The sequence below is a fragment of the Streptomyces sp. NPDC050423 genome (assembly GCF_040655445.1).
Lineage (GTDB): Bacteria > Actinomycetota > Actinomycetes > Streptomycetales > Streptomycetaceae > Streptomyces.
The window spans coordinates 146,037-172,404 of the sequence record NZ_JBFAJY010000005.1; the positions used below are offsets into that span (position 1 = coordinate 146,037).

The 26,368-nt window shown below is 72.2% G+C and carries 23 protein-coding genes and 2 pseudogenes; 9 read left to right on the top strand and 16 right to left on the bottom strand.

Annotation, left to right across the window (positions count from 1 at the left end):
* Positions 1-4: 4 nt before the first annotated feature.
* Entirely contained in the window at positions 5-1,003 is a 999-nt protein-coding gene (locus AB0I52_RS06150; protein ID WP_363069391.1) for a small ribosomal subunit Rsm22 family protein, read from the top strand.
* Here AB0I52_RS06150 and ddaH read toward each other — a convergent pair.
* From ddaH to AB0I52_RS06170, 4 genes and pseudogenes are all read right to left on the bottom strand, one after another.
* The gene (gene ddaH, locus AB0I52_RS06155) at positions 1,000-1,815 is read right to left on the bottom strand and encodes a dimethylargininase (RefSeq protein WP_363069393.1); all 816 of its coding nucleotides are present in this window, start codon (positions 1,813-1,815) and stop codon (positions 1,000-1,002) included. The genes AB0I52_RS06150 and ddaH overlap by 4 nt on opposite strands.
* Before the next feature lie 212 nt (positions 1,816-2,027).
* Positions 2,028-2,753 (bottom strand): annotated as a pseudogene (locus AB0I52_RS06160) (ISKra4 family transposase); the annotation flags it as partial.
* A 73-nt stretch (positions 2,754-2,826) separates the two neighbouring features.
* Positions 2,827-3,132 carry a transposase gene (locus tag AB0I52_RS06165; RefSeq protein ID WP_363069395.1) on the bottom strand — a complete coding sequence of 102 codons (306 nt, stop codon included), beginning with the start codon at positions 3,130-3,132 and terminating at the stop codon, positions 2,827-2,829.
* A 43-nt stretch (positions 3,133-3,175) separates the two neighbouring features.
* A pseudogene (locus tag AB0I52_RS06170) lies at positions 3,176-3,544 on the bottom strand (GAF domain-containing protein); the annotation flags it as partial.
* A 471-nt stretch (positions 3,545-4,015) separates the two neighbouring features.
* On the opposite strand from AB0I52_RS06170, the gene AB0I52_RS06175 reads away from it, so the two are divergent.
* Complete coding sequence (locus tag AB0I52_RS06175) at positions 4,016-4,762, top strand: bifunctional DNA primase/polymerase (protein ID WP_363069397.1); 747 nt, start codon at positions 4,016-4,018, stop codon at positions 4,760-4,762.
* A gap of 235 nt (positions 4,763-4,997) precedes the next feature.
* Here the strand turns inward: AB0I52_RS06175 and AB0I52_RS06180 are convergent, their stop codons facing one another.
* The 7 genes from AB0I52_RS06180 to AB0I52_RS06210 form a co-directional block, all read right to left on the bottom strand.
* Positions 4,998-5,930 carry a hypothetical protein gene (locus AB0I52_RS06180; RefSeq protein WP_363069399.1) on the bottom strand — a complete coding sequence of 311 codons (933 nt, stop codon included), beginning with the start codon at positions 5,928-5,930 and terminating at the stop codon, positions 4,998-5,000.
* Positions 5,863-6,834, bottom strand: coding sequence for an iron uptake transporter permease EfeU (gene efeU, locus AB0I52_RS06185; protein WP_363069401.1), 972 nt, complete (start codon positions 6,832-6,834; stop codon positions 5,863-5,865). Before efeU ends, AB0I52_RS06180 begins: the two co-directional genes overlap by 68 nt.
* Positions 6,835-6,873: 39 nt before the next feature.
* Complete coding sequence (efeB, locus tag AB0I52_RS06190) at positions 6,874-8,190, bottom strand: iron uptake transporter deferrochelatase/peroxidase subunit (protein WP_363069403.1); 1,317 nt, start codon at positions 8,188-8,190, stop codon at positions 6,874-6,876.
* A gap of 23 nt (positions 8,191-8,213) precedes the next feature.
* Positions 8,214-9,350, bottom strand: coding sequence for an iron uptake system protein EfeO (efeO, locus tag AB0I52_RS06195; RefSeq protein ID WP_363069405.1), 1,137 nt, complete (start codon positions 9,348-9,350; stop codon positions 8,214-8,216).
* Positions 9,351-9,570: 220 nt separating this feature from the next.
* On the bottom strand, positions 9,571-10,410 hold the full coding sequence (locus AB0I52_RS06200; protein WP_363069407.1) for a heme ABC transporter ATP-binding protein: 840 nt from the start codon (positions 10,408-10,410) through the stop codon (positions 9,571-9,573).
* Positions 10,407-11,507: an iron ABC transporter permease gene (locus AB0I52_RS06205; protein ID WP_363069409.1), complete on the bottom strand. Its 1,101-nt coding sequence runs from the start codon at positions 11,505-11,507 to the stop codon at positions 10,407-10,409. The genes AB0I52_RS06200 and AB0I52_RS06205 overlap by 4 nt, the downstream gene beginning before the upstream one ends.
* Positions 11,504-12,583, bottom strand: coding sequence for an ABC transporter substrate-binding protein (locus tag AB0I52_RS06210; RefSeq protein WP_363069411.1), 1,080 nt, complete (start codon positions 12,581-12,583; stop codon positions 11,504-11,506). The genes AB0I52_RS06205 and AB0I52_RS06210 overlap by 4 nt, the downstream gene beginning before the upstream one ends.
* A gap of 132 nt (positions 12,584-12,715) precedes the next feature.
* On the opposite strand from AB0I52_RS06210, the gene AB0I52_RS06215 reads away from it, so the two are divergent.
* The 3 genes from AB0I52_RS06215 (at position 12,716) to AB0I52_RS06225 (ending at position 16,544) form a co-directional block, all read left to right on the top strand.
* On the top strand, positions 12,716-14,134 hold the full coding sequence (locus AB0I52_RS06215) for an HtaA domain-containing protein (protein ID WP_363069413.1): 1,419 nt from the start codon (positions 12,716-12,718) through the stop codon (positions 14,132-14,134).
* 71 nt (positions 14,135-14,205) lie between these two features.
* A complete protein-coding gene (locus AB0I52_RS06220) occupies positions 14,206-15,792 on the top strand; it encodes an HtaA domain-containing protein (protein WP_363069415.1) in 1,587 nt (528 codons plus the stop codon).
* Positions 15,793-15,872: 80 nt separating this feature from the next.
* Positions 15,873-16,544 carry a PhzF family phenazine biosynthesis protein gene (locus tag AB0I52_RS06225; protein WP_363069417.1) on the top strand — a complete coding sequence of 224 codons (672 nt, stop codon included), beginning with the start codon at positions 15,873-15,875 and terminating at the stop codon, positions 16,542-16,544.
* 149 nt (positions 16,545-16,693) lie between these two features.
* Here the strand turns inward: AB0I52_RS06225 and AB0I52_RS06230 are convergent, their stop codons facing one another.
* Positions 16,694-17,359 (bottom strand): biliverdin-producing heme oxygenase, encoded by a 666-nt coding sequence (locus tag AB0I52_RS06230; protein WP_363069419.1) that lies wholly within the window; start codon positions 17,357-17,359, stop codon positions 16,694-16,696.
* A gap of 266 nt (positions 17,360-17,625) precedes the next feature.
* Positions 17,626-18,483, bottom strand: a complete 858-nt coding sequence (gene map, locus AB0I52_RS06235) for a type I methionyl aminopeptidase (protein WP_363069421.1) — start codon at positions 18,481-18,483, stop codon at positions 17,626-17,628.
* Positions 18,484-18,590: 107 nt separating this feature from the next.
* Between map and AB0I52_RS06240 the strand changes: the two genes are divergently transcribed.
* Positions 18,591-18,824: a hypothetical protein gene (locus tag AB0I52_RS06240; protein WP_363069423.1), complete on the top strand. Its 234-nt coding sequence runs from the start codon at positions 18,591-18,593 to the stop codon at positions 18,822-18,824.
* A 47-nt stretch (positions 18,825-18,871) separates the two neighbouring features.
* Here the strand turns inward: AB0I52_RS06240 and AB0I52_RS06245 are convergent, their stop codons facing one another.
* Both AB0I52_RS06245 and AB0I52_RS06250 read right to left on the bottom strand, forming a co-directional pair.
* The gene (locus tag AB0I52_RS06245) at positions 18,872-20,185 is read right to left on the bottom strand and encodes an MFS transporter (protein WP_363069425.1); all 1,314 of its coding nucleotides are present in this window, start codon (positions 20,183-20,185) and stop codon (positions 18,872-18,874) included.
* A gap of 88 nt (positions 20,186-20,273) precedes the next feature.
* Positions 20,274-20,876, bottom strand: coding sequence for a hypothetical protein (locus AB0I52_RS06250; RefSeq protein WP_363069427.1), 603 nt, complete (start codon positions 20,874-20,876; stop codon positions 20,274-20,276).
* Between the two features lie 191 nt (positions 20,877-21,067).
* On the opposite strand from AB0I52_RS06250, the gene npdG reads away from it, so the two are divergent.
* Together npdG and AB0I52_RS06260 are read left to right on the top strand one after the other, a co-directional pair.
* Positions 21,068-21,778: an NADPH-dependent F420 reductase gene (gene npdG / locus AB0I52_RS06255; protein ID WP_363069429.1), complete on the top strand. Its 711-nt coding sequence runs from the start codon at positions 21,068-21,070 to the stop codon at positions 21,776-21,778.
* A 96-nt stretch (positions 21,779-21,874) separates the two neighbouring features.
* Positions 21,875-22,054: a hypothetical protein gene (locus tag AB0I52_RS06260; RefSeq protein WP_363069431.1), complete on the top strand. Its 180-nt coding sequence runs from the start codon at positions 21,875-21,877 to the stop codon at positions 22,052-22,054.
* Here the strand turns inward: AB0I52_RS06260 and AB0I52_RS06265 are convergent.
* The gene (locus tag AB0I52_RS06265) at positions 22,051-22,836 is read right to left on the bottom strand and encodes a site-2 protease family protein (RefSeq protein WP_363069433.1); all 786 of its coding nucleotides are present in this window, start codon (positions 22,834-22,836) and stop codon (positions 22,051-22,053) included. The two genes, AB0I52_RS06260 and AB0I52_RS06265, sit on opposite strands and share 4 nt — an antisense overlap.
* A gap of 202 nt (positions 22,837-23,038) precedes the next feature.
* Here AB0I52_RS06265 and AB0I52_RS06270 point away from each other — a divergent pair, with 202 nt between their 5' ends.
* On the top strand, positions 23,039-26,359 hold the full coding sequence (locus AB0I52_RS06270) for a BTAD domain-containing putative transcriptional regulator (RefSeq protein ID WP_363069434.1): 3,321 nt from the start codon (positions 23,039-23,041) through the stop codon (positions 26,357-26,359).
* Positions 26,360-26,368: the final 9 nt, after the last annotated feature.

Consider the following 26,368-nt stretch of genomic DNA (forward strand, 5'->3'; position numbering starts at 1 on the left):
GTCGGTGAACGTCACCCTCCCCACCGCGGACGCCCTGCGTGCGGCACTGGCCGGACTCCTCGACGGGCTGCCGCCCAAGCAGGCCGCCCAGGCCGTCGACCGGCTCATCGCCAGCTACCGGGGGACTACCCCCACCGACGCCCCGGTGCTCCGCGACCGCTCGGACGTCGCCGCGTACGCCGCGTACCGGATGCCCGCCACCTTCGAAGCGGTACGGTCCGCCCTCCACGCCCTGCGCGAGGCCGCCCCGGACTGGGTGCCCGCCACCCACACCGACGTCGGCGGCGGCACCGGAGCGGCGAGCTGGGCGGTCGCCGGGGCCTGGGAGGGGCCGCGGACCACCGTCCTGGACTGGGCCGAACCCGCTCTCGCGCTCGGCCGCGAACTGGCCGAAGCCTCCGGCCTCCCCGCGCTGGACTCCATCGAGTGGCAGCGGGCCCGCATCGGCACGGACCTCGACCTCGCCGCCACGGACCTGGTGACCGTCTCCTACGTGCTCAACGAACTGACGCCGCAGGCCCGCACCGCACTCGTCGACGCCGCGGGCCGGGCGGCGCGGGCCGTGGTGATCGTCGAGCCCGGCACCCCCGACGGCTACGCCCGCGTCATCGAGGCCCGGGACCGGCTGATCGCCGCCGGGTTCACCGTCGCCGCGCCCTGCCCGCACAGCGAGGCCTGCCCCATCGAGCCGGGCACGGACTGGTGCCACTTCTCGGCCCGGGTGAGCCGCTCCTCGCTGCACCGGAAGGTGAAGGGCGGCTCACTGCCGTACGAGGACGAGAAGTTCAGCTACGTCGCGGCCACCCGCTTCACCCCGTCGCCCGTGGCGGCCCGGGTCACCCGCAGACCGCAGATCCGCAAGGGCCAGGTGCTGCTGGAGCTGTGCACCCGGGACGATGCACTCCAGCGGGCCACGGTCACCAAGCGGCACGGCGAGCTGTACCGCGCCGCCCGGGACACCGACTGGGGCGACGCCTGGCCGCCCCCTGGGGAGGCGGGCTAGCCGCGCAGCTCCTGGGTGCAGCACTTCACGCTGCCGCCGCCCTTGAGCAGCTCGCTCAGGTCCATCGGCACGGGCTCGAAGCCGCGTGCCCGCAGCGGGTCGAACAGGCCCGTGGCGGCCTGCGGCAGCAGCACATGACGCCCGTCGCTCACCGCGTTCAGCCCGAGCGCGGTGGCGTCCTCCTCCCGCGCGATCAGCGCGCCGGGGAAGAGCCGGGCCAGCACCGCGCGGCTGCCCGGTGAGAAGGCGGCCGGGTAGTACATGATCTCGTCGGCCGCCTCGTCGAGCACGCTCAGTGCCGTGTCCAGGTGGTAGTAGCGCGGATCGACCAGGTCCAGGCCGATCACCGGCCGCCCGAAGAACTCCTGGGCCTCGTCGTGCGAGAGCGGACTCGACCGGAAGCCCCGCCCGGCCAGCAGATACGAGGAGGTCACCGCGAAGTCGCCCTCGCCCTCGTTGACATGGGCGGGCTCATGGATCTCGGTGAATCCGTTGGCGCGGAACCAGTCGCGGTGGGCGGCCGCTTCGGCGAACCGCTCCTGATACGCGAACCGGGCGCCCAGCACCCGGCCGTCGACCACGGTGGCCCCGTTGGCGGCGAACACCATGTCGGGCAGCTCGGGGTGGGGGGAGAGCAGGTCGACGGTGTGGCCCAGCGCGCGGTAGCGGTCGCGCAGATCCTCCCACTGGGTCTGCGCCAGGGGGAGGTCCACGGGCTTGGTGGGGTCCATCCACGGATTGATGGAATAGGTCACCCTGAAGTGGGCCGGGGCGCACATCAGGTAGCGGCGGGGTGTGGCTTCACGAGGCAACTAGGGCTCCTCACGAATCGTCGCGGCGGCATTGGTGGCCGCTGCGGCCGGTGCGTCGCACGGGTGTGTGCGTGAGCCCATGGTGCGCCGTCCCGGGCCCGCGGCACAGTGAACCGATCGGGTGGTTCCCGAGAAGTGATGACGCGGCACGGGTTCCCCGCACCGGGGCCGAACGGCACCGGGTGCGGATCCTCTCGGGGGAAGGTCGTTGATCAGGCTCCGAGTTGGTAGTTGTGCTGGTCGGGGTGGGTGCGCTGGTGTTCGCGGGTGTGGTGGTAGGCGAGGTAGGGGTCGAGGTCGTCGTTGGCGTGGACGGCTCGGAGTTCGAGGACGGCCTCGGCGCCGTCCAGGTCCCAGCGGGCGCCGGTGATGTCCAGGCGGTCGCCGATGAGGTGGCGGCAGGCGCCTTCGACGGAGCCGGTGGCGATGGGCCAGCCCGCCTCGTCGAGTGCGGTGTCGTAGTGGAGCTGGTCGAGGTGCCCGGTGAGGTAGTTGACGCTGGTGGTGACGGTGTCGCGTTTCGCGGCCGGGAGGTGCCCGGCGGCGGCCTGGGTGGTCATTTCGTCGGCGACGCGGGCGGGGTGTCCGTGGAGGATGGCGGTGAGTTTCTCGGCGGCGAACGTCTCGGCCGCCTCGCTGCCGACGGGGTGGAAGGCGTGGGCGGCGGTCCATATGTACTCGGCGACGTGGACGAAGTCGATCAGAATGTCGATCTTCACGTGGCGGCGTCGGGCTTCGGCCTGGATCAGGTCGAGTTGGTGGCGGGCGCCGTCGACCAGGACGAGCCAGGGCCGGTGATGTCCCGGATCACGGTCGCCTGCCTGGGCGAATGCCTCGGCGATCACGTCGTCGGGGTCGTGGATCAGGGAGGCGGTGCACCACCGGTTCACGGCTTTGGGGCCTGGGCTCACCTTGCGTCGGTCGCTGCGGCCGCCGGGTCCCAGCCGAGAACATCACACATCCGCTTCACCCTGTGGGCGCCTCTGTGTTCGTCGACGAAACGGAAGCGGATCACCGTGTCGTCTCCCGCGCGAAATAGGCGGCGGCTTTCCGGAGGATCTCGTTGTCCTCCTTCAGCCGGGCGTTCTCCCGCCGCAGGCGCTTGAGCTCCTCCTTCGCGTCAGAGGTCATGCCGGCGTCATCCCCGCCGTCCGCCGCCTGGACACGGGTCCGGTCCTCCCGGACCCACTTGCGCAGGGTCTCCAGGTGGATCCCCAGGCTGTGAGCGATGTCGGTGAGGGAACGGTCCGGAGAGGAACCCACCAGGTCCACCGCGTCCCGCTCGAACTCTTCGGGGGAGCTCTTCCGCTTTGCCACCTTGGATCACTTCCCCTGGATGACGAAACATCCAGCGTCCAGGTGTCGGAATTTCGGGGGTCACTCCAAGATTGCCGAACACCTCGTCGCGCACCCGGACCGGCACCCCGAGGAAGGTGTGCATCGGGGGATGGCGGGATGGGAACCCGAAGCTGCGCGGATGGCTGCTCAGATCGGTGAGCCGCAGGGGTTCCGGGTGATGGATCAGCTCACCGAGGATTCCGCGCCCGCACGGCGACGGGCCGATCTCGGCCGCGAGCCGTTCCGATATCCCGACCGGCAGGAACTCCAGGAGCTTCTGCCCGTCCCCGACGATGCCGAGCGCTCCGTACTCCGCGTCGGTCAGGGCCACCGCGGCCTCCACGATCCCGCGGAGCACCTCGGGCAGCTCCAGTCCGCGCCCCAGACTCATCACGGCGTCCAGCAGCCGGCGCGTGCTGTCCGGCTGACCGGGCTCGGGCCGGGCCGCCGGGCCGGGGCAGCGGGCTTCGGGGGAGCCGGGCGCGGTCGGTGCTGTCTCAGTCATCGGGGCGCCGCTCTCTGGGTCCATGTGCCGTGGGCCGGGGAATGTGCTCGCCGGATCACCGCGGGGTGGGGACCGGTCACGGACGGTCAGCCTACGACAGCCGCGGGGCGGGGAGCGCGCCGGTGCACCGCCGTCCCGGGACCTGCCGCGCTCCCGGCGGCCGGCCGGGCCGCGGAGGACGAGCGGTGAGCCCCTGAACGGGCGCGACCCCCTGAACCGCATCCGTCATTTCGTGACAAGGGGTGTGATAGTGCTCACTTCGTGTCGCCGATCTCCGCACCCCGCTTCGGGACTCTGGCCACCCGAGGCGCAGGATGGTGGGACGATGGACAGGGGCAACGTGAGGTAAGGGGATAGATGGGCGCCGATTTCGGCCGTAGTCGCGGCTCAGAGAGCAAGTTTTCCCACTGGCTGCGCCGGCGACCCAAACCGCAGCAGAGCGAGGTCGACGACACCGCACGGGAGGCACTGCTCCTGGCTGTCGCCGAGGCCGGAATGCCGATCTCGCCCGCCGCGCATCCGGTGGGCTACCGGTGTTCGTGCGAACGCATGGGCTGTCCCACGCCCGCCAGGCATCCGATCTCGTTCGCCTGGCAGACGCAGTCCACCACCGACCGGCCCCAGATCGAGCGCTGGGCCCGCAGCCAGCCGCAGGCCAACTTCATCACGGCGACCGGCATGATCCACGACGTTCTCGACGTCCCGCTGTCGGCGGGTGAGCAGGCGCTGGAGCGGCTGCTCGCGGCCGGTATCGAGGTGGGCCCGGTGGCCCGGTCCGGCGACGACCGGATGCTCTTCTTCACCGCGACGCGGGGTACGCCGGAGGACGAGGACGAGTGGTGGCCGTGCGAGCTGGACTGCCACCCCGAGACGATGGACGAGCACCCCGGGCTGCGGTGGCACTGCCGCGGCAGCTACGTACTGCTGCCGCCCGCGCGGCTTCCGGGTGAGCTGGACGTGCGGTGGCTGCGGGGGCCGGAGAATCCGCTGCCGGATCCGCTGACGTTGCTGGAGACGCTGACGGACGCGTGTGCGCGGTTCGTGGGGTCCGCGGAGCAGAGTGATGTCGACCACGAGTCGGTGGCCTGGCCGCTGAGCCGGTAGGCGGTGGCCTGGGCGGGGTGGGGTGACCGGGTGCCGGGGCGGCCGGCGGCCGGTTTCGTCCTCAATCGCCGGACGGGCTGAATGATGCCCTCAAGCGCCGGGCGGGCTCGGGTTGCCGGGGGCGGCTGAAAGGTGCCCTCCGGTGCCGGGCGGGCTCGGGTTGCTGGGGTCAGCTGGAAGGTGCCCTCGATCGCCGGGCGGGCTCGGGTTGCCGGTGCCGGGTTTCGCTCGGTGGTTACGAGCCCTTGGCCGAGGTCAGGCCCGGGAGGCGGTTCAGTACGGTCACCTTGCCCGTTCCGGCGCCCTTCTTCGGGACGTACACCAGCTGGCTGGAGACCCGTTCCTTCGTGAGGGTGCTCTTCACCTCGCCGGACAGCAGCGCACGCACGTCCGGGGTGACCGCCGGGTGCAGCCCCTCCGCCGCGGTCTGGCGCTCGAAGTGCTTGCTGCTGAAGAAGACCAGCGCCCCGCCGTCCGCCGTCTCCAGGCCGAGCGGGCCGAACGCGCCGCTGTCCAGCGGCTGGTCGATGTACTGGTACGAGAACCCCGCCCGCCGGGTGTCCTGGCGCGTGGTGCGCCACTGCGAGGTGGACGGCCCGGGGGTGAACACGTCGGGCGTGCCCTTTTGCAGGTAGCCCGTGTACCGCTCGCTCAACTCCTCCGGGGACACCACCAGCGCGGTGCTGTCCGCCGGTACCGGCTTGGCCCGGCCGTCGCCGTCCTTCGCGAAGCCGGGCAGCTGCGACGGGGCGACGACCGACAGATAGACGGCCTTCCACCCGGCTCCGGGACCGGACTTGGTGAAGACGAGCAGCCAGCGGGTGTCCTGCTTGCCGCTGTCCACATCCCGGTTGGAGTCGGTGTCCGCGACGAACCACCGCGGCCAGCCGGCCTTCTTGGGGATGACGTAGGTCGCGTCGGTCAGCTCCAGCGCCCGGTGGTTCGCGTTGCCGTCGGGGTTGTTCTTCTGCCGGGCCGTCAGGCCTGCCTGGTTGATCGCCCCGAGCGAGCCGCCCACCCGGTCCTCGTCCAGTGCCGGATCGTAGGCCTTGTCCGCCGCGTTGTACGCGGCGGTGAAGGCCTTCAGGGCCTGCGCGGCCTCAGCTCTCGTCGCCGCCGGTACGACTTCCAGCTCGCCGTGCACCGTCATGCACCCGCTCGCCGTCATGCTCAGCACCGTCGCCGCCGCGAGCCCCGTCGCCAGCCGAACCGGCCTCAGACTTCTCATCCGTTGCTTTCTGCGCCTTCTGATCCGTCGCCCCCACTGACCGTGCGAACCCTACCGGGGCGAGGAACAGTGCGAGCGTGGGGATCAGATACAGCGCCCACACCGTGATCTGAAGGACCGTCGGGTCGGGCTGGAAGTTGAAGGTGCCCTTCAGCAGCGTGCCGTACCAGCTGTCCGGCGGAATCGCGGCGCTGATGTCGAACGCCTGGTTCTGCAGACCGCCGAGGAACTCGGCCTCCTGGAGGTCGTGCACACCGTAGGCGAGCACGCCCGCCGCGACGACCACCAGCATGCCGCCGGTCCAGCTGAAGAACTTCGCCAGGTTGATCCTCAGCGCACCGCGGTAGAACAGCCAGCCCAGCAGCACCGCGGTGGCGATGCCCAGCACCGCACCGATCATCGGATGCCAGCCGTCGTCCGCCGCGTGCACCGCGCGCCACACGAACAGCGAGGTCTCCAGGCCCTCCCTGCCCACCGCGAGGAGCGCCGTGGCGACGAGCGCTCCGGTACCCATCGCGAGTGCCGCGTCGAGCTTGCCGTGCAGCTCCGACTTCAGGTGCCGGGCGGTGCGCCGCATCCAGAAGACCATCCAGGTGACCAGGCCGACCGAGAGGATCGACAGCGAACCGCCCAGCGCCTCCTGCGCCTTGAAGGTCATCTCCTGGGAGCCGAATTCGAGCCCCGCGCCGAACGCCAGGCTGACGACGATCGCGATGCCGACACCGACCCAGATCGGCAGCAGCTTGTTCCGGTTGCCCGTCTTGACCAGATAGGCGATGAGGATGCAGACGACCAGGCTGGCCTCAAGGCCCTCGCGCAGGCCGATCAGGAAGTTACTGAACACGATTCGGGTCCCTTTCCGCTTCGGGGTACTTGAGAGCGACTACGAGAACAGCGCACGGCCCCACCAGTCGTCCTTGTCGCGGACGCCCGGCGGGACGGCGAAGTGCGCCGAACCCACGTGCTGGATGTACTCGTTGAGTGCGTCGTGTGCCGCCAGGCGGCGTTGGAGCGGCACGAACCCCTTGCGGGTGTCGCGCTGGTAGGCGAGGAAGAACAGCCCGGCGTCGAGGCGGCCCAGCCCGTCCGTGCCGTCGGTGAAGGAGTAGCCGCGCCGCAGGATCGTCGCCCCGGCGTTGCTGTCCGGATGCGCGAGCCGTACGTGGGCGGTCGGCAGCATCGCCTTCAGGAACGGCTCGTCGCGCTCCTTGGCCTTGCCGACCGGGGCGCCCTCGCCCTTGTCGCGGCCGAAGACGTCCTCCTGCTCCTGGAGCGGGGCGCGGTCCCAGGTCTCGATGTGCATCCGGATGCGCCGGGCCACCAGGTAGGAGCCCCCCGTCATCCAGTCCGCCCGGTCCTTCCCGCCGACCCAGACGTGCTCGTCCAGGGCCGCGGTGTCGCTGCCGGCGATGTTCCGGGTGCCGTCCTTGAAGCCCATCATGTTGCGGGGGGTCTGTGCGTCGGGCGTCGTCGAGGACGTCTTGCCGAAGCCCAGCTGGGACCAGCGGATCGCGGTGCGGCCCATGCCGATCCTGGCCAGGTTGCGGATGGCGTGCACCGCCACCTGCGGGTCGTCCGCGCAGGCCTGGACGCACAGGTCGCCGCCGCTGCGGGCCGCGTCGAGGTTGTCGCCGGGGAACCTGGGCAGATCGACAAGCGCGTCGGGCCGCTTGTCCTCCAGGCCGAACCGCCCCTTGGCGAACAGCGAGGGACCGAAGCCGATGGTCAGCGTCAGCCGGGACGGCTTGAGCCCCAGCGCTTCGCCCGTGTCGTCCGGCGGGGCCTCGGCCAGGCCCCCGTACGCCCCGTCGCCGACCGCGTGACCGGCTGTCATCCGCTCGGCGGCCCGGGTCCACTCCTTGAGCAGCGCGACGAGTTCGGACCGGTCCTTCGTGGTCACGTCGAACGCGGCGAAGTGCAGCCGGTCCTGGACCGCGGTGGCGATTCCGGCCTGGTGCGCACCGTGGAACGGCACCGCCGCGCCGCTGTCCGCGGCCGGGACCGTCGCGTCGTCGGAGCGGACGGCGGCGACGGCACCTCCGGCCGCCACCGCACCGAGTGCGAGTCCGGCGCCGCCCCAGCCGAGCAGCGCCCGCCTGGAGGGGGCGCCGCCGGGGCCCCGCGCGGCCGGCGCCCCGGAGCCGGGGCCCCCGGCGGTGGCGGGGCCGGCGTCGGCCGTGTTCTGCGTCTCCTCGGACATGCCCGGAACCTCTCTGCGAATGGCTACTTGGTCACCGCGGCGGCGAGCCTGGAGAGCGGCTCGGCCAGCGCGTTGACCGCGTCGGACAGGTCCTTGCGGTCCGCCTTGCCGACCTTCTCGTACGAGGTGAACTCGTAGGAGGTCTTGTCCTTGCGGTAGGTGTCAAGGAGCTTGTTCAGCTCCGCGAACCGCTTGTCCAGGGTGGCTGTCAGCGCGGCGTCGTTCTTCGAGGCGATCGGCTTCAGCAGCTCGTAGGACTTCTCGGCGCCCTCGACGTTGCCCTTGAAGTCGATCAGGTCGGTGTGGCTGTAGCGCTCCTCCTCGCCGGTGACCTTGCCGGTCGCGACCTCGTCGAGGAGTTCCTTGGCGCCGTTGGCCATCGAGGTCGGGGTGATCTCCGCCGTGCCGACCCGCTTCTGCCAGTCGAGCAGGTCCTTGTAGAGGGCCGGCGCGAGGGCCTTCTCCTCGGCGCCCAGCTTCTTGTCCTGCCACAGCGCCTTCTCCAGACGGTGCCAGCCGGTCCACTTCTGGCCGTCCTCCAGGCCGTCCTCGCGGACGTCGACCTTCGGGTCGATGTCACCGAAGGACTCGGCGACGGGCTCGGTCCGCTCCCAGCCGAGCCGGGAGTCGGCGTAGGCCTTCTTGGCGGCCTCGATGTCCCCTGCGGCGACCGCGTCCGTGAAGAGCTTCGCCTTCGGCAGCGTCTCGTCGGCCTGGTCCTGGACGTAGGTGCGGTAGGCGGCGACGGCCTTGTCCATCTCCGGGCTGCGCTTGGCCGCGGTGCCTCCGCTGACCTCCAGCTTCTGCCGGATGCCGTGGCCCTTCATGCCGGGCTTGCAGGCGATCTCGTACGAACCGGCCTTGATCTCGGCCGTGATGGTCGCTTTGGTGCCGGGGCCGATGTTCTCGCGCTCGGCGACGATGCGGTCGTCCGGGAACAGGACGTAGACCTCGGTGACCTTGGAACCCTTGTTCTGCACGGCCAGTTCGACGTGTCCGGCCGGCAGCTTCTTCTTCGACACCTCGCAGGAGTCGTCCTTCGCGACGACCTGGACGGCGCCGTCACCCTTGCCGTCACTCTTCTCGGCGCAGCCCGTGACGGCGGTCAGAGCGGCCACGGTGGCGGCAGCGGTGACGACGGAGAGACGAACGGCTCGCATACGGGCTCCACATGAGGATGAAGGAGAAGGATGAGGGAGAGGAAAGGACGACGGAGACGAAAGGAAAGGCCGGACAAAGGTAGGTGAGGCGGACCTAACTTAACCGAGCCTTACCTGACCGATACCCACTCGTGCCGTGATTCAGCTCTCACTGTGCGAGCACGGGAACGAGATGATCACGACCGACCCATGGGCGAGCCTGGTAAGGGTAAAGTAATGGTCAAGTCGTCCGGTCCGGCACGACGAGCGGCACCCCGGTCCGCGGATGCGGGAACACCTCGACCGGCTGCCGGTAGACCTCGCCGAGCAACGCACTCGTGAACACCTCGGCGGGCGGGCCCGCCACCGCGATCCGCCCTTCGTGCAGCACGGCGGCCCGGTCCGCGTACGCGGCGGCCAGCCCCAGATCGTGCAGTACGACGACGACCGCGTCACCGGCGGCGGCCCGCTCCCGGCAGATCCGCAGCACCAGTTCCTGATGGCGCAGGTCGAGCGCGGCGGTCGGCTCGTCGAGCAGCAGCAGCGGGGCGCGCTGCGCCAGCACCCGGGCCAGCGCGACCCGGGCCCGCTCGCCGCCGGACAGCGCGGAGAAGGGGCGCGCGGCGAACTCGGTGACCTCGGTGGCCGCCATCGCCGCGCGGACCGCCGGATCGTCCTCGTCCTCGCGTTCCGTACCGGCCCAGGGCGCACGCCCCATCCGTACGACGTCCTCCACCGGGAACGGGAAGGAGAGCGCCGCGGACTGCGGCAGCACGGCCCGGCGCAGGGCGAGTTCGGGCGCGGACCAGTCGGTGACCGGCCGCCCGTCGATCCGTACCGCACCGCTCTCGGCGGGCAGGTCGGCGGCGAGCGCGGCCAGCAGCGTCGACTTCCCGGCCCCGTTCGGGCCGACGAGCGCCAGGACCTCGCCCGCGTGCACCGTCAGCTCGATGGAGTCGAGCACCTGGCGCCCGCCCAGCCGGACCCGCAGTCCGCGCACCTCGGCGACCGGGGCGCCGGGGGCCACCGGGGCCGGGGGCCGGCGGTCGCGTACCGCGAAGAGGTTCCGCAGCGTCCTCATGCCCAACCACCTTGCTTGCGACGGGTCCTGCGCAGCAGCCAGAAGAAGAACGGGCTGCCGAAGAGCGCGGTCAGTACGCCGAGCGGCAGCTCGGCCGGATCGGCGACGGTACGGGCCGCGAGATCGCCCGCGACCAGCACCAGCGCACCGCCGAGCGCACTGCCGGGAACGAGGAAGCGGTGCCCAGGGCCGTTCGCCATCCGCAGCAGATGCGGCACCAGCAGCCCCACGAACGAGATGATCCCGGCGACCGCCACCGCGGCGGCGGTCAGCAGCGCCACGACGAGCACCAGCACGATACGGAGCCGTTCGACGTCCACGCCCAGGTGCCGGGCGGGCCGCTCACCGAGCGCGAGCAGGTCCAGCTTGCGCGCGTAGAACGGGGCGAGGACGAGTCCGAGCACCGCGCACGGCAGCACGGCCAGCACCTTGGGCCAGGTGGCCTGGGCCAGCGAACCGAGCTGCCAGAAGGTGATCTGGGTGATCTGCGCGTTGTCCGCGAAGAAGATGAACAGCCCGATCAGCGCGCCCGCGAAGGCGTTGACGGCGATGCCGGTAAGGATCAGCGTCACCACCTCCGTCCGGCCGCCCGACCGCGACAGCGCGTAGACGAGCAGCACGGTCAGCAGTCCGGCGACGAACGCGCAGACGGTGATGGTCCAGTTGCCGAAGAAGCTCAGCCCCAGCGCGATCGAGGCGACCGCGCCGACCGCCGCGCCCGCCGAGATCCCGATGACGCCCGGCTCCGCGAGCGGATTGCCGAACACCCCCTGCATCAGGGCGCCCGCGCAGCCGAGCGACGCCCCGACCAGCAGGGCGAGGGCGACCCTCGGCAGCCGTACGTTCCACAGGACGCTCTCCCCGACCCGGTCCAGGGCGTGCCCGCCGAGCCCGGCCCGGTGCTGGACCGAGGCGAACACGTCACCGAGCGGGATGCGGTAGGCGCCGAGTCCGGCGGAGAGCAGGCAGCAGACGGCCAGGGCCGCGAGCAGTCCGACGGTCAGGGTGACGGCGGTGGAGCGCCGGGCCGGGGGTGCGCTCGCTTCCGGGGCCTTCACTTCGGCCGGCCGGGTGCGTTCGTCGGACGGGGCGCTCACTTGGCCGCTCCGTCCTTCGGGTGGAGCTGGGCCACCAGTTCGCTCAGCACCCGGTCGGTGCGCGGCCCGTAGTTCAGCAGCACCCCGTCGTCGATGGAGAGGATGCGGCGGTCCATGCCGGCCGGGGTCTCGGCGACGCCGGGGATCTTCACCAGGCCGTCGACACCGCCGACCGAGTCGAGCCCCTTGGACATCACCAGGATCGCGTCGGGAGCCGCCTTGGCCAGGGCCTCGCTGGTGATGGCGGTGAAGTCCTTCTTCAGCCCGGACGCCTTGCCCGCGTCGACCGCGCCCGCCGCTTCGAGCAGCGAACTCGCGCCGGACTCACGGCCGCCCAGCAGATAGACGGAGGCGGAGCCGCGCAGATAGAGGAAGGCGACCCGCGGCTTCTTCGCCCCGTCGGCCGGTGCGGGCACGGACTGCCGGACGGCGTCGATCCGGTCCTGGGTGCGCCGCTTGAGCTCGCTGCCGGACTTCGGTACGCCGAGGGCCGCCGCCACCGTGTCGATCCGGCGGCCGACGTCGGCGAGTTCCGTGGCCGGTTCGACGACGACGAGCGGAATCCCGGCGTCCCGGATCTGGCCGATGGCCTCGGCCGGGCCGGTCGTGGTGTCCGCGAGGACGACGGTGGGCCGCAGGGACAGGACACTCTCCGCCGACACGTCGTGGGCGCGGGTCACCACGGGGAGCTTCTCGGCCTGTTCGAAGGTGGCGGTGATGTCGCGGGCCACGACCTGCTTGCCGAGGCCGAGGGTGAAGACGATCTCGCTCAGGCCGCCGGTCAGCGGCACGATCCGGTCGGCCGAGGTGATCGTGGTCCGCTTGCCGTCCGCCGATGTCACGGTGACGGGCAACTCCGGTGCCGGCACGGTGGCCAGCGGCTCGATCCGGTCGGCGTCCGCGGCCGTGGCGGCTCCGGCGCCCGCCGTCCTCGCCGCGGGAGTCCCCGTGCCCCCGCAGCCGGTCAGCAGCAGAGCCGTCGCCAGGGACAGGGCGGCCGTCAGGACGCCGGTACGCCCGCGCCCGGGTTGACCGGCGTCCGGGGCCGGCCGGGCGAAGTCCTGCGAGAAGCGCACTGGGCACCGTCCTGTCGTTCTGCGGCGTGCAGTTGGGAGTGGATTGCGAGGAATGTGACGGAAGGGGTACCGGCACAGGATGTACATATCTTAGGTTAGCCTTACCTCATCTTCTAGGCCTCGGAGGGGTCCATGCCGCCGTTCAGACCTGCCCGCGCGCTCGCCGTCGCGCTTCTCGCGGTACTGCTGGGAGCCCTGCTCCCGGCCACCGCCGCGCAAGCGGCGAACCGAACGGTGCAGGGCGGCCGGCTGGACTGGGGCATCAAGTCCTCCTTCCAGAGCTACGTCACGGGCCCCGTCGCCCATGGCAGCTGGAACCTGACCGGCGGCGCGGCCACGGTCGGCGGCAGCCAGTTCCGCTTCCACTCCGCCACCGGCTCCTACGACCCGGCGAGCGGCGCCCTCAGCTCCGGCTTCTCCGGCGGAGTCCGCTTCACCGGGCACAAGAAGCCCGACGGCTCCAACGAGCTGGACCTCACGATCAGCCGCCCCACCGTCCGCATCCAGGGCGGCAGCGGCACCTTGTACGCGGACATGGTCAGCAAGGACCGGGGGACCGGCCGGGTCGCCTCCGCCGCCCGGGTACCGCTGGCCACACTCGGTCTGTCCGGGATCGACATGAGGGGCGGCTCCACTCCGGTCGCCCTCAACAACGTCCCGGCGACGCTGACTTCACAGGGCGCGAAGTCCTTCGCCGGCTACTACACGGCCGGTACGCCACTGGACCCGGTCAGCCTCTCCGTCGACACCACGGGCCCTGCGCCGAAGCCCGCCGCGTCCAAGTCCCCCGGGAAGAAGCCCGCCGGCACCGCGAAGCCGAAGGAGACGGCGGGCCGCTTCGAGGACGCCGCCGTGGACTGGGGTGTGCGCCGCACCTTCCGGGAGTACGTCACCGGCTCGATCGGCCGGGGGAAGTGGACCCTGGCCGGGGGCGCCCGGGACGGCGGCGCGCTCTTCCGCTTCCCGGAGGGGCAGGGCACGTACGACGCGAAGAAGCAGACCCTGGCCGCCGCCTTCGCGGGCAGCGTCCGCTTCACCGGGGCCAATGACCTCGATCTGACGCTCTCCCGGTTCGCGGTGGGGCTGAAGGCGGGCAGGGGCACGCTCAGCGCCGACGTCCGGACCGAGGGCGACACCCGCAAGGCCGTGCCGCTCATCACCTTCACCGCCAAGGACTTCGTACCGAAGGACGGCCTCGCGGTCCTCACGGAGGCCCCCGCGAAGCTGACCGCCGACGGCGCGAAGGCCTTCGGCTCCCTCTACAAGGAGGGCACCGCGATGGACCCGGTCTCGCTCGCCGTGGCCGTCGACGCGAAGGCGAAGCTGCCCGCCCTCCCCGACCTGGGCAGCGACCCCGCACCCTCCGCGCAGCCGTCGGGCACCCCGTCACCGAAGAGCACCGAGGCCGCCACGGCAGCCGTGGCGTCCGTGCCGGACAAGGGCTCACCGACCGCCCTGTACCTGGTCCTCGGCGGCGCCGGCGTGCTCGCCGCGGCCGGCGTGCTGTTCCTGGTGCGCCGCAACCGCTCGACGCCGGGTACCCCCTCCTGACCTCCGCAGCCCTTTCTCCCCTCGCACCACCCCCGTTGACCACCGCTCATCCCCCGAGGAGACCACCGACCATGGCAGCCACCCGCCGCCCCATAGCCCTCGCCGCCGCCGTCGCCACCGCTGCCGCCCTCGGCACCGCCTTCGCCCTCCCGGCGTTCGCCGCCGGACAGTCCGCCCAGGACGGCGCCACCGCTGCCGCCCCGGCCATGGAACTGAAGGACGGCACGCTGGACTGGGGCTTCAAGGAGTCCTTCCGCAAGTACATCGGCGCCGCCGGCAAGATCACGGTCAAGGACGGTGCCACCCAGGCCGCCGGCAACGGTGTGTTCACCTTTGTCAACGGCAAGGGCACGTACGACATGACCACCCACGGCACCGACACCGCTTTCGAGGGCGGCGTCAACTTCTCCGCCCACGGCGGCGTCCTCGACATCACGCTCTCGGACGTCAAGCTGTCCACCGCCGGTACGGGCGGTGCGATCACCGCCGACGTGGCGACCCCGCAGGGCACGCAGAACGACGTGGCCGTCGCCGACCTCGACCTGTCGGCCGTGAAGCCGGGCCAGGGCGCGGGCGGCGCGATGGTCTTCAAGGACATCCCCGCCAAGCTGACGAAGGCGGGCTCCGACGCCTTCAACGGCCAGTACCAGGCGGGCGAGCTCCTCGACCCGGCCACGCTCACGGTGAAGGCGGTCGCGGCCCCCACCGAGAAGCCGACCGACCCGGCCGAGCCCACCGACACGCCGACCGACCCGGCCGAGCCCACCGACAAGCCGACCGTGAAGCCCACGGACAAGCCCACCACGCAGCCGACGCAGCCGACACCGAAGCCCTCCCCGAGCGTCACGGCCACCGACAAGCCGGCCGCCGACCCGGGCGCCATCGTCGACGGCACCCTGAACTGGGGCGTCAAGGCCTCCTTCCGTACGTACGTCACCGGCCCCATCGCCCACGGCAAGGTCGAGACGACGGGCGGCGCGACCGCGTCCGGCGACGGCTACCGCTTCCCTGACGCCACCGGCCACTTCGACGCCGGCAAGCAGACGCTGAACGCCGGGTTCGACGGCAAGGTCCGCTTCCTGGGCCACCAGGAGGACGGCGCGTACACGCTCGACCTCGCCCTGAGCAACCTGGAGATCCAGGCCACCGGGACCAAGGGCAAGCTCATCGCCGACGTGTCCACCAAGGACCGCGGGACGAAGAAGGTCGACACCCACACCGGTCTCGCCGTCGCCGACCTCAAGCTGCCCGCCGGCGGACTCACCGCCAAGAACGGCGTGGTGACCCTCTCGGCCGTTCCGGCGACCCTCACGTCCGACGGCACCAAGGCCTTCGGCGGGATGTACCGGGCGGGTGAGCAGCTCGACGCGCTGACCGTCTCGGTCGCCCTGGACAAGGACGCCGAACTCCCGTCCGGCGAGACCCCGACCGGCGGCTCGTCCACCACGGGCGGCACGTCCACCACGGGCGGCACGGGCGGTTCGACCACCGGCGGCACCGGCGGCACCGTGGGCGGCGGCGGTACGGTCGGCGGCTCGGGCGCCCTCGCCGCCACCGGCTCCGACGTCCCGGCCGGCGCGCTGTTCGCCGCCTCGGGCCTCATCGTGGCGGCCGGCGCCGGAGCGGTCGTCGTGGCACGCCGTCGCCGCACCGCCTGATCCCGCCGCACCGCGCGACACCGCCGCCCGGGTACCGGCCCTCTTGGGGGCAGGCACCCGGGCGGTGCTTGAATGCGCACGTGAGCGACTACGACGTACCCGCCGGCATCGACGTACTGCGCGTGTTCTGCGGCCCCGACGGGCGGCACGGCAACGCGCTCGGTGTCGTACGCGACGGACGCGACCACCCCGACGAGGCCTCCCGGCAGGCACTCGCGCGGCGACTGGGCTTCAGCGAGACCGTGTTCGTGGACGACCCGGAACGCGGCCACCTGGACATCTACACCCCGTCCCGCCGGCTGCCGTTCGCCGGTCACCCGCTGGTCGGCGCCGCCTGGCTGCTCGACCTGGAGGTCCTGGAGCTGTCGGTGGGGGAGGTCTTCGCCCGCCAGGACGGCGAGTTCACCTGGATCACCGCCCGCCCCGAGTGGGCCCCGCCGCGCACGCTGGAGCGGTACGGCTCGGCGGCCGAGGTCGAGGCGCTGACCGGCCCGCCGCCCGGTGAGGGCTGGCTCTACGCATGGGCCTGGGAGGACGGGGCGGCGGGCCGGGTCAGGGCACGGGCGTTTCCCCGGCGGGGCGACGGCATCGAGGAGGACGAGGCGACGGGGGCGGCCGCGCTGCTGCTCAGCGCCCAGCTGAACCGCGCCCTGAACATCAGGCAGGGCCGAGGCTCCCAGATCCTCACGGCCCCCGCACCGGACGGCACGGTGGAGATCGGCGGACGAGTACTGCTGGCGGTCCAGGGATGAATCAGGCCGTCCGACGGCACACCCCAAGCCCGTCCGGGAAACACCAAGCCCGTCCGGCGGAAAAATCAAGCCCGTCCGGCGATTGAGGACAAAAGACGAAGCGGCGGGGCGACCCGAGCCCGGGTCACTCCGCCGCCAACCACCAAGCGCTACGCACTCAGCGGAAACGCCTCCCCCAGCTCCCGGAACACCGCGGTGTTCAGCGCGAACGCCCGCTTGCACTCGTCCACGATCCGCTGCTTCTCCAGGTCGTCCGCGTTCACCGCGTCCAGCAGCTCGCGATAACCCCGCTTGAACGACGCGGGGTTGGCGATCCCCTCGAAGACGTAGAACCGCACGCCGTCGCCCTTGCGGTCGAAGCCCCAGGTCCGCTCCGCCTTGTCGCGGATGATCTGGCCGCCCGACAGGTCGCCCAGGTAGCGGGTGTAGTGGTGCGCGATGTAACCCGCGGGCCAGGTGCGGGCGCACTCGGCGACCCGGTCGGCGTACGCGGCGGTGGCCGGCAGCGGCTCCAGGCCCTCGCGCCAGTCCGCACCCCGCAGGTGCGCCAGATCGCGCTCCAGCTCGGCGGTGCGCATCAGCTCGGCCTGGATGAACGGACCGGCGACGGGATCGTTGCGCAGCGCCTCGGCGCCGTCCTCCAGGGCCCGGTACACGAACCACAGCTGCTCGGTGTAGCGCGTGTACGCGTCCACGCCGAGGCGTCCGCCGAGCAGGTCGCTCATGAAGGTCGAGGTCTCCGCCTCGGTGTGCTGCTCGTGCGACGCGGTACGGATCAGCGTGGAGAAGGGTGTGGCGGTGACGGTTGCGTCCAAGGCGGGCCTCCGGGGACCAAGGGGGACGGGAAGTCCAGAAAGAGACGGAGATCGTCCCGCCGCGGCTGTGTACCGCGGCGCGGTCCGATGTCCCGATCTTCCTACTTAGGCTTACCTAAGTCAACTGCTTCCCGACGCTCTGTCGGTAAAACCGTACCCCGATCCGGCCCGGACACACGGATGCGCGAAGGAACGGAAGCACGAAGAACGGCCGCCCGAGGGGACGGCCGTTCTTCGTACAGGGGAGAGGAGGGGGGACGGTGCGGCTACGGGAGCGTGAGGATCTCGGCCCCCGTCTCCGTCACCACCAGCGTGTGCTCGAACTGCGCGGTGCGCTTGCGGTCCTTCGTCACCACGGTCCAGCCGTCGTCCCACATGTCGTAGGCATGGGTCCCGAGCGTCAGCATCGGCTCGATGGTGAACGTCATGCCCGGCTTCATCACGGTGGTGGCGTGCTCGCTGTCGTAGTGCGGAATGATCAGGCCGGAGTGGAACGAGGAATTGATCCCGTGCCCGGTGAAGTCCCGTACCACCCCGTACCCGAAGCGCTTCGCGTACGACTCGATGACCCGCCCGATCACGTTCACCTGGCGGCCCGGCCGGACCGCCTTGATCGCCCGCCTCAGCGACTCCTCGGTGCGCTCCACGAGCAGCCGCGACTCCTCGTCGACGTCACCGCAGAGGTAGGTGGCGTTGTTGTCGCCGTGCACCCCGTTGATGTACGCCGTCACATCGAGGTTCACGATGTCGCCGTCGCGCAGCACCGTCGAGTCCGGGATGCCGTGGCAGATCACCTCGTTGAGCGAGGTGCAGAGCGACTTGGGGAAGCCCCGGTAGCCCAGCGTCGACGGATAGGCGCCGTGATCGCACATGAACTCATGGGCGACCCGGTCGAGTTCGTCCGTGGTGACGCCCGGGGCGATGAGCTTCGCGGCCTCACCCATCGCCTGCGCGGCGATCCGCCCCGCGACGCGCATGCGCTCCACGGTCTCGGCGTCCTGGATCTCCGGGCCGGTGTACGGCGTCGGAGCGGGCTTGCCCACATACTCGGGGCGCCGGATGTTTCCGGGCACGGAACGGACGGGAGTGAGCTCCCCTGGTACAAGCAGCGACTGGCCAGACATGCCAGCGAGTTTAGGGCAGGGCCTGACGACCGGGTGCGCGATAGGGAGCGGATCAGATCGTACCCAGCGTGTATGGGGCAGCATGGCACCGAGGAAAGGAGTCGACGATGGCCCTGTTCAAGAAGCGCACGGTCGGCAAGCCCGGCGAGTGGTTCTACTGCCTGGAGCACAAGAAGGTCGAGGAGGGCCCCGAGTGCCCCGCCAAGGACCGCTTCGGCCCGTACGCCTCCCGCCAGGAGGCCCAGCACGCCATGGAGACCGCGCAGGAGCGGAACCTGGAGTGGGAGACCGACCCCAAGTGGCACGACCGCCAGGGACCGGACGAGAGCCCGAGCGGCTGAGGGCGCGGGCCCGGGGCACGGCGGCTTGAGGCACGGCGCGGCGGGGCTCAGCCGGTGGCGGTGGCCACCGGGCCCTCCTCGTTCCGCGCCGCCCGCCTGCGCAGCGCGTCCTCGTCCGTCGCGGAGTCGTACGTCAGCAGCTTCGGGAGCGCCGCCGCCAGCAGCGCCACCGAGGCCACGCACGCCACTCCGCCGGACCAGACCGCGGACCGGGTCCCCGTCCACCCCGCCATGCCGCCGGCCCGCACCTGGCCCAGCTGCGGGCCGACACTGTACGAGAGCACCTCGATGCCCGCCAGCCGGCCCCGCAGCTCCTCCGGGATGGTCTGGTTCCAGATGGTGGAGCGGCCCAGCCCGCTGAGCATGTCGCCCGCGCCCGCCACGGCCAGGCAGACCAGCACCAGCCACACGTTGCCGAACCAGCCCGCCGCCGCGATGGCGAGCCCCCAGACGGCGGCACCGGACACCACGAACAGTCCGTGTCTGCGCACCCCTGCGGTCCATCCGCTGGTCAGTCCCAGCATCAGCGACCCGACCGACCCCGCCGCATACATCAGGCCCAGCGACCACTCGGCGTCCAGTTCGTCGCTGAGGAACGGGAAGATCGCGTTCGGGAAGGCGAAGAACATCGCCGCCATGTCGATGGCGTACGTCCCCAGCAGTACGGGACGGCTCCAGGCGTAGCGCGCGCCCTCCGCGATACCGCGCAGCGACGGTCTCTGCCCCGCCTCCACGGGCGGTGCGGGCGCGAGCCGGCGGCACAGGACCACGGAGACGGTGAACGTGACGACGGTGACCGTGTAGGCCGTGGCGTGCCCGGCGTACGCCACCACCACACCGGCCAGCGAAGGACCCATGATCGCGCCGAACTGCCACCGCAGCGAGTTCAGCGCGGCGGCCGCGGCGAGCTGGTCGTGCGGCACGATCCGGGCCATCAGCGAGTCCAGCGCGGGCCGCTGGAGACCGGAGAGCGCGGAGACCCCGCCCGCGACCACGTAGAGCGGCCACAGCATCGGGTCGGGCAGGGCGGCGTTCACCAGCAGGACGAGCGCGAGCAGTCCGAGCCCCGCCTCGGTGGCCAGGATGACCTTGCGGCGGTCCACGGCGTCGGCGAGCGCACCGCCGTAGAGGCCGAACACGACCAGCGGCACCAGCTCCACCGCTCCCATGGCACCGACGGCGAGCGGGGACCCGGTGAGGTCCTTGATCTGGAGGGGCAGCGCGATCAGCGCCATGGAGCTGCCGAAGAAGGTGACGAGCCCCTGCACCCACAGCAGCCGGAAGTCCGCCGAGGAACGCCAGGGCGAGAGGTCGGGAAGAAGCGCGGCCAGCCTGGCGGCGAGCGAGGGACGAGAGGTCACGAGCGGTCATGGTCCGCCGGGATACGTGCCCGGTGCAAATGTGTTTTCGAAACCGCGGGACCGCCCCTGGGAAGAAGGCGGCCTCCTGTCACCAGCGCGGTGGCGGGGGAGCCGTCAGCTGGTCGGCGAGCCGGGACAGCCGGTCGCGGAAACGCCGCCGGCCACGCCGCACGGGTGCGCCGTTCTCCCCGGCCGCCGCGCTGACCAGGTGCTGGACCGTGTCCAGGTCCACGTCGTCGCCGCCCGCCACGGACAGCGCCTCATGGGCCAGGCCCCGGACCTCCGGATCGCCGTTGTCCAGCGAGAGCACCGTCGCGCCGGCCCGGCGGGCGTCGTGCACCCGCGCCAGCAGGCCCTCGCCAGGCGACTCCGGCACCACCACGAGCAGGGTCTCGCCCCGCCCGGCCGCCTCGATCCGGCCCAGGCCGACAGCCAGGTGGGCCGGGTCCCCGGGCTCCACCCGGTGACGCACCAGCGTGGGAGCCAGCTCGGGCAGCCCCGACCACGCCGACTCGTCGACCAGATGCGCCGCCAGGTGCCACGGCTCGTACACCTCGGTCCCCACCAGCAGCAGCCCGCCGCCGTGCGGAACGACGGACGAGCGCAGCGCCCCGGCGAACCGCCGGGTGGCGGCCGGCCACTCGGTCCCGGCGAGCACCTCACGCAGCAGCGCCACCCGTACGGCATCCATGGCCCGGCATCCTGCACCACACGCAGGCTCCCGCGCGGGGGAACGGCCGCGGAATCATCCGAACGGGGCCGGGGCATCCGAACGGGGCCGGGGACGTGCCGGGGCCGGGGACGTGCGGGGCCGGAAACGTGATCCGGATCGCGGTCCGGCGACGGGGCGGCCCTTCCCCGCCTGGAAGTACTGTCGGGGCCATGACTACGAATGACAGCGGCAGCGCGCCCAAGCCCCCGGCCAAGGACCCCTGGGACCTACCCGACGTGTCCGGCCTGACCGTCGGCGTACTCGGCGGCACCGGCCCGCAGGGCCGCGGACTCGCCTACCGGTTCGCCCGCGCCGGACAGCAGGTCGTCATCGGCTCCCGCGCGGCCGACCGCGCACAGGCCGCCGCCGAGGAGATCGGCCACGGCGTCCGGGGCGCGGACAACGCCGCGTGCGCCCGCGACAGCGACGTCGTGATCGTCGCCGTGCCGTGGGACGGGCACGCCAAGACCCTGGAGTCGCTGCGCGAGGAACTCGCCGGGAAGCTCGTCATCGACTGCGTCAACCCGCTCGGCTTCGACAAGAAGGGCGCCTACGCGCTGAAGCCCGAGGAGGGCAGCGCCGCCGAGCAGGCCGCCGCCCTGCTGCCGGAGTCCCGGGTCACCGCCGCCTTCCACCACCTCTCGGCCGTGCTGCTCCAGGACGCGGCGATCGAGGAGATCGACACCGATGTGCTGGTGCTGGGCGAGGCCCGCGCCGACACCGACCTCGTCCAGGCGCTGGCCGGCCGGATCCCCGGAATGCGCGGCATCTTCGCCGGGCGGCTGCGCAACGCCCACCAGGTCGAGTCGCTGGTCGCCAACCTGATCTCGGTCAACCGCCGCTACAAGGCACACGCGGGGCTGCGCACCACCGACGTGTGAGCCGCACCTTGGCGGGCCGTACCCCGATCGGAGCGGCCGGAGGCATGGGGGACACTGGACGGGACCGCGCGCCATCCCCCGACAGGAGCCGTCCCCATGCCCCGCCTCGCTCTCTACGCCGTAGCCGTCTGCGTCCTGGCCGTCGCCGCGGCCGTGATCTCCTTCGTGCGGGGCAGCTGGCCGCTCGGCGTCGTCTGGGTGCTCATGATCGGCCTCTCGTCCAACATGGCCTGGTACTACCTGCGCCGGCGGCGCGCCACCGGCACTGCCGCCTAGCAGTAGGCACTCGGGGCCTGCCAGAACCGGTAGGCGTCGAGACCGCAGTACGTGTCGAAGTCGCTGACGCCGAGCGACCGCAGCAGCGCGTCGACCGCGTCGAAGAACACCGCGTTCACCCCCGGAACCCACAGCAGGGCGAAGACCGCGATCAGCCCGAACGGGGCGAACGGCTCCACCTGGCGGCGCACCGAGTGCGAGAGCCAGGGCTCGATCACCCCGTAGCCGTCCAGACCCGGCACCGGTACGGAGTTCAGGATCGCGGCCGTCACCTGGAGCAGCGCCAGAAAGCCCAGCGCGTACCGGAAGGCGGCCGGGACGCCGTCCAGCGCGCCCAGCCAGAACGGCGCCGTGCACACGATCGCGAACAGCACATTGGTCAGCGGGCCCGCCGCCGAGATCAGGCTGTGCCGCCAGCGGCCGCGGATCCGGCCGCGCTCGATGAAGACCGCACCACCCGGCAGGCCGATCCCGCCCATGATCACGAACAGCACCGGCAGCACGATGCTCAGCAGGGCGTGGGTGTAGCGGAGGGGATTGAGCGTGAGATATCCCTTGGCGCCGATGGAGATGTCGCCGCTGTGCAGCGCGGTCCTGGCGTGGGCGTACTCGTGGAGGCAGAGGGACACGACCCACGCCGCCGTGACGAAGAGGAACGTGGCGAACCCGGGCTGACCGGCGAAGTCCGTCCACACGGCCCAGCCGGACACCGCCGCGACGGCTGCGATTCCGAGGAAGACCGGGCTGATCCGCCGGTCGCTGCGCGCTGTTGCGTTGGTCATCGGCGGCTCCTGGTGGCTGCGGGAGGAACGGGAGCGGGCGGGCGGCGAGCCCCGACCGTACAGGCGACACGGCCAAAACGTCTGGCATCCTGCCGGTGGTTCCGTGGAGGGTGGGGGCATGACGGGCAGTACGGCGGACGGCCCGCGCTCATACGGCCGGGCCGCGGTCCCGCACCCGGCCCCGGTCACGGAGAATAGGCGCGTGCGCTACAGGATCCTCGGTACCACCCAGGCACTCCGCGACGACGGCACGGCCGTCGCCGTCGGCGGGGCGCGGCTGCGCGCCCTGCTCACCGTTCTCGCGCTGCGGGCCGGCCGGCCGGTGTCCGCGGCCGTGCTCGTCGACGAGGTGTGGGACGGGGACCCGCCCGCCGACGCGCCGGGTGCCCTGCAGGCACTCGTGGGACGGCTCCGGCGGGCGCTCGGCCATGCGGCGGTCGCCTCGGCGGAGAACGGCTACCGGCTGGCCGCCGGACCGGACACCGTCGATCTGTACCGCTTCGAGCGCCTCGCGGGGGAGGGGGCACGGGCCCTGGAGGAGGGCGATCCGGCGAAGGCCGTGACGCTCCTCGACGACGCGCTGGACCTGTGGCGCGGACCGGTCCTCGCCGATCTCCCCGACCGGCACGCCGAAGCGGCCCGCTGGACGGCCCGCCGGCTCGACGCCCGCCGCACCCGCCTCACCGCCCTGCTCGCCCTCGGCCGGGCCGAGCAGGTGCTGCCGGAGCTGGCCGCGCTCTGCGGCGAGCACCCCATCGACGAACCGCTCCAGGCGCTGCGGCTGCGAGCCCTGCGCGACGCCGGACGCACCGCCCAGGCGCTGGCCGCGTACGAGGAGGTGCGCACCGTGCTCGCCGACCGGCTCGGCACCGACCCGGGCGCCGAACTCGGTGCGCTGTACGCCGAACTCCTGCGCCAGGAACCGGCCCACCCGGTGATACCCGCACCCCCGAACGGCCGCCCCGCCCGCGCCCGGCCCGGCAATCTCCGGGTCAGGCTCACCAGCTTCGTCGGGCGCGAGAGCGACATCGACACCCTGCGCGGCGACCTCTCCGGCGCCCGTCTCGTCACCCTGCTCGGCCCCGGTGGCGCCGGCAAGACCCGGCTCTCCCAGGAGGCCGCCGAATCCGTCGATCCCGCCACCTGGCCGGACGGGGTCTGGATGGCCGAGCTCGCACCGGTCGACGACCCCGAGTCGGTGCCGGAGGCCGTCCTCACCGCGCTCGGCGGCCGTGAGACCGTGCTGCGCGGTGCGGGCGCCGAGGAGCTCCGGGCCGTCGAACGGGGCGGGGGAGCCGAACCGCTCGCCCGGCTCACCGAACACTGCTCCGGGCGCCGCATGCTGCTGCTCCTGGACAACTGCGAGCACGTCATCGAGGCCGCCGCCGCCCTCACCGACCACCTGCTGGCCCGCTGCCCGGAGCTCACCGTTCTCGCGACCAGCCGTGAACCCCTCGGCGTACCGGGCGAGTTCGTCCGGACCGTCGACCCGCTGCCCGACCCGATGGCGCTGCGCCTGTTCGCGGACCGCGGCGCCGCCGCACTGTCCGGCTTCCGGGTCGACGCGGACGAGCGGACGGCGGCGGCCGCCGCCGAGATCTGCCGCCGCCTGGACGGGCTGCCGCTCGCCATCGAGCTCGCCGCCGCCCGGCTCCGGATGCTCACCCCGCGCCAGATCGCCGACCGGCTCGACGACCGGTTCCGTCTGCTGACCGGCGGCAGCCGGACCGTACTGCCGCGCCAGCAGACCCTGCGGGCCGTCGTCGACTGGTCCTGGGACCTCCTGGACGAGGACGAACGCACCGCCCTGCGGCGGCTGTCGGCGTTCTCCGGCGGCTGGACCCTCGCCGCCGCCGAGGCGGTCTGCGCGGACCGGCCACAGGACGCGCACGACGTCGCCGCGGTGCTCGGCTCGCTCGTCGACAAGTCCCTCGTCGTCGCCGCGCCCGCCGCGGACGGCGGGATGCGCTACCGCCTCCTGGAGACCGTCGGTGAGTACGCCGCCGAACGGCTCGACGAGGCGGGGGAGCGGGAATCCGTCGAACGGCAGCACCTGGTGTTCTTCCGGGAGCTGGCCCGTACCACCGACCCCGAACTCCGGGGCCCCGGACAGCTGGCCGCCATCGAACTGCTCCAGCGCGAGTACGAGAACCTGCGCACCGCCCTGCGCCACGCCGTCGCCGCCCGCGACGAGCAGGAGGCGCTGTGCATGGTGATCTCGCTCTCCTGGTTCTGGCAGATACGCGATCTGCGCGCCGACGGCCTGCAGTGGGCCGAAGCCGCCTCCGCGCTCGGCCCCGATCCGTTCGCCCCGCCGGCCGGCCCCGCGCCGTCCCTCCACGAACGCTGCATCGACGCGCCCCCGCCGATGGGCCCCGAGCTGCTCCAGGAGGCGCGGCGCCAGGTCGCGCTGGTCCAGCTGGTCAGCATGGACCCCGCGATGGACGAGTTGGTGAGCCCCGAGAGCATGGAGCGGCTGCGTGTCATCGCCGCCACCTACCGGGCCGGCCAGCCGCAGACCTGCCGTGCCCCGGCATCGCTGTGGTTCTTCGCGGTCCTGCTCACCGGCGACATCGGCGGCCTGCGCGCGATGCTGGACGAAACGGTTCTGGCCGCACGGGGGTTCGGCTACGAGTGGGAGCTGGCGGCAGCGCTCCAGATGCGCGCCAACGTGCTGGCCAACCGGCCCGACTGGTCGGGCGAGGCACGGGTGGACGCCGACGAGAGCCTGGAGGTGTTCCGCCGCCTCGGGGACGACTGGGGCACGGCCGAGGCGCTCTCCTCGCGCGGCGAGGCCAACGAGAAGACCGGCGACTACACCCGGGCGGCCGATGACTACCTGGCCGCCGTCGGATACGCGGAGAAGCTCGGCGCCCACGCCCAGGTGCTGGTGCTCCGCACCCGGTACGCCTCCGTACTGACCGAGCTCGGCCGCGGCGAGGAGGGCGAGGCGATCCTGCGGGAGGTGCTCGCCGAGGCCCGGTACGCGGTTCATGGCGCGAGGTCGTTCGCCCGGCTCTTCCTGGCCATGTGGCTGGGCCGGTCCGGCCGCACCGCAGAGGCCCGCGAACACTTCGCCGCCCTGCGCGAGGAGTTCCATTCGGAGACCCGGGCGGTCTTCGACGGATTCGTGCTGGGCGGTGTGGCCTGGCTGGACAACCTGGACGGGCGGTACGCGGACGCCCTGACCGGGAGCCTGCGCTCGCTGGCACGCGCCGGCGACCCGCTCGCGCAGATGGTGGCGCCGCAGATGGCCGTGACCCACCTGGTCGGCGCCGCGCGGGCGCTGGGCGGACTCGGCGGGGACCGCCGGGCCGCCGTCGCGGCGCGGCTGCTGGGCGCCTGCCGGGGCCTGCTGCCCGCCGGTCATGTGCCGACGTCGATCGAGCGGGAGAACTGCACGGCGGCCGGGGAACTGGCCCGTGCCGTTCTCGGGGACACCGCCTTCGAGAGGGCGTACGCCGAGGGCGGCAGCCTCTCCCTGAAGGAGGCCACCGCCCTCGTCGAGCCGTACCGGGACTGAGACCGCCCG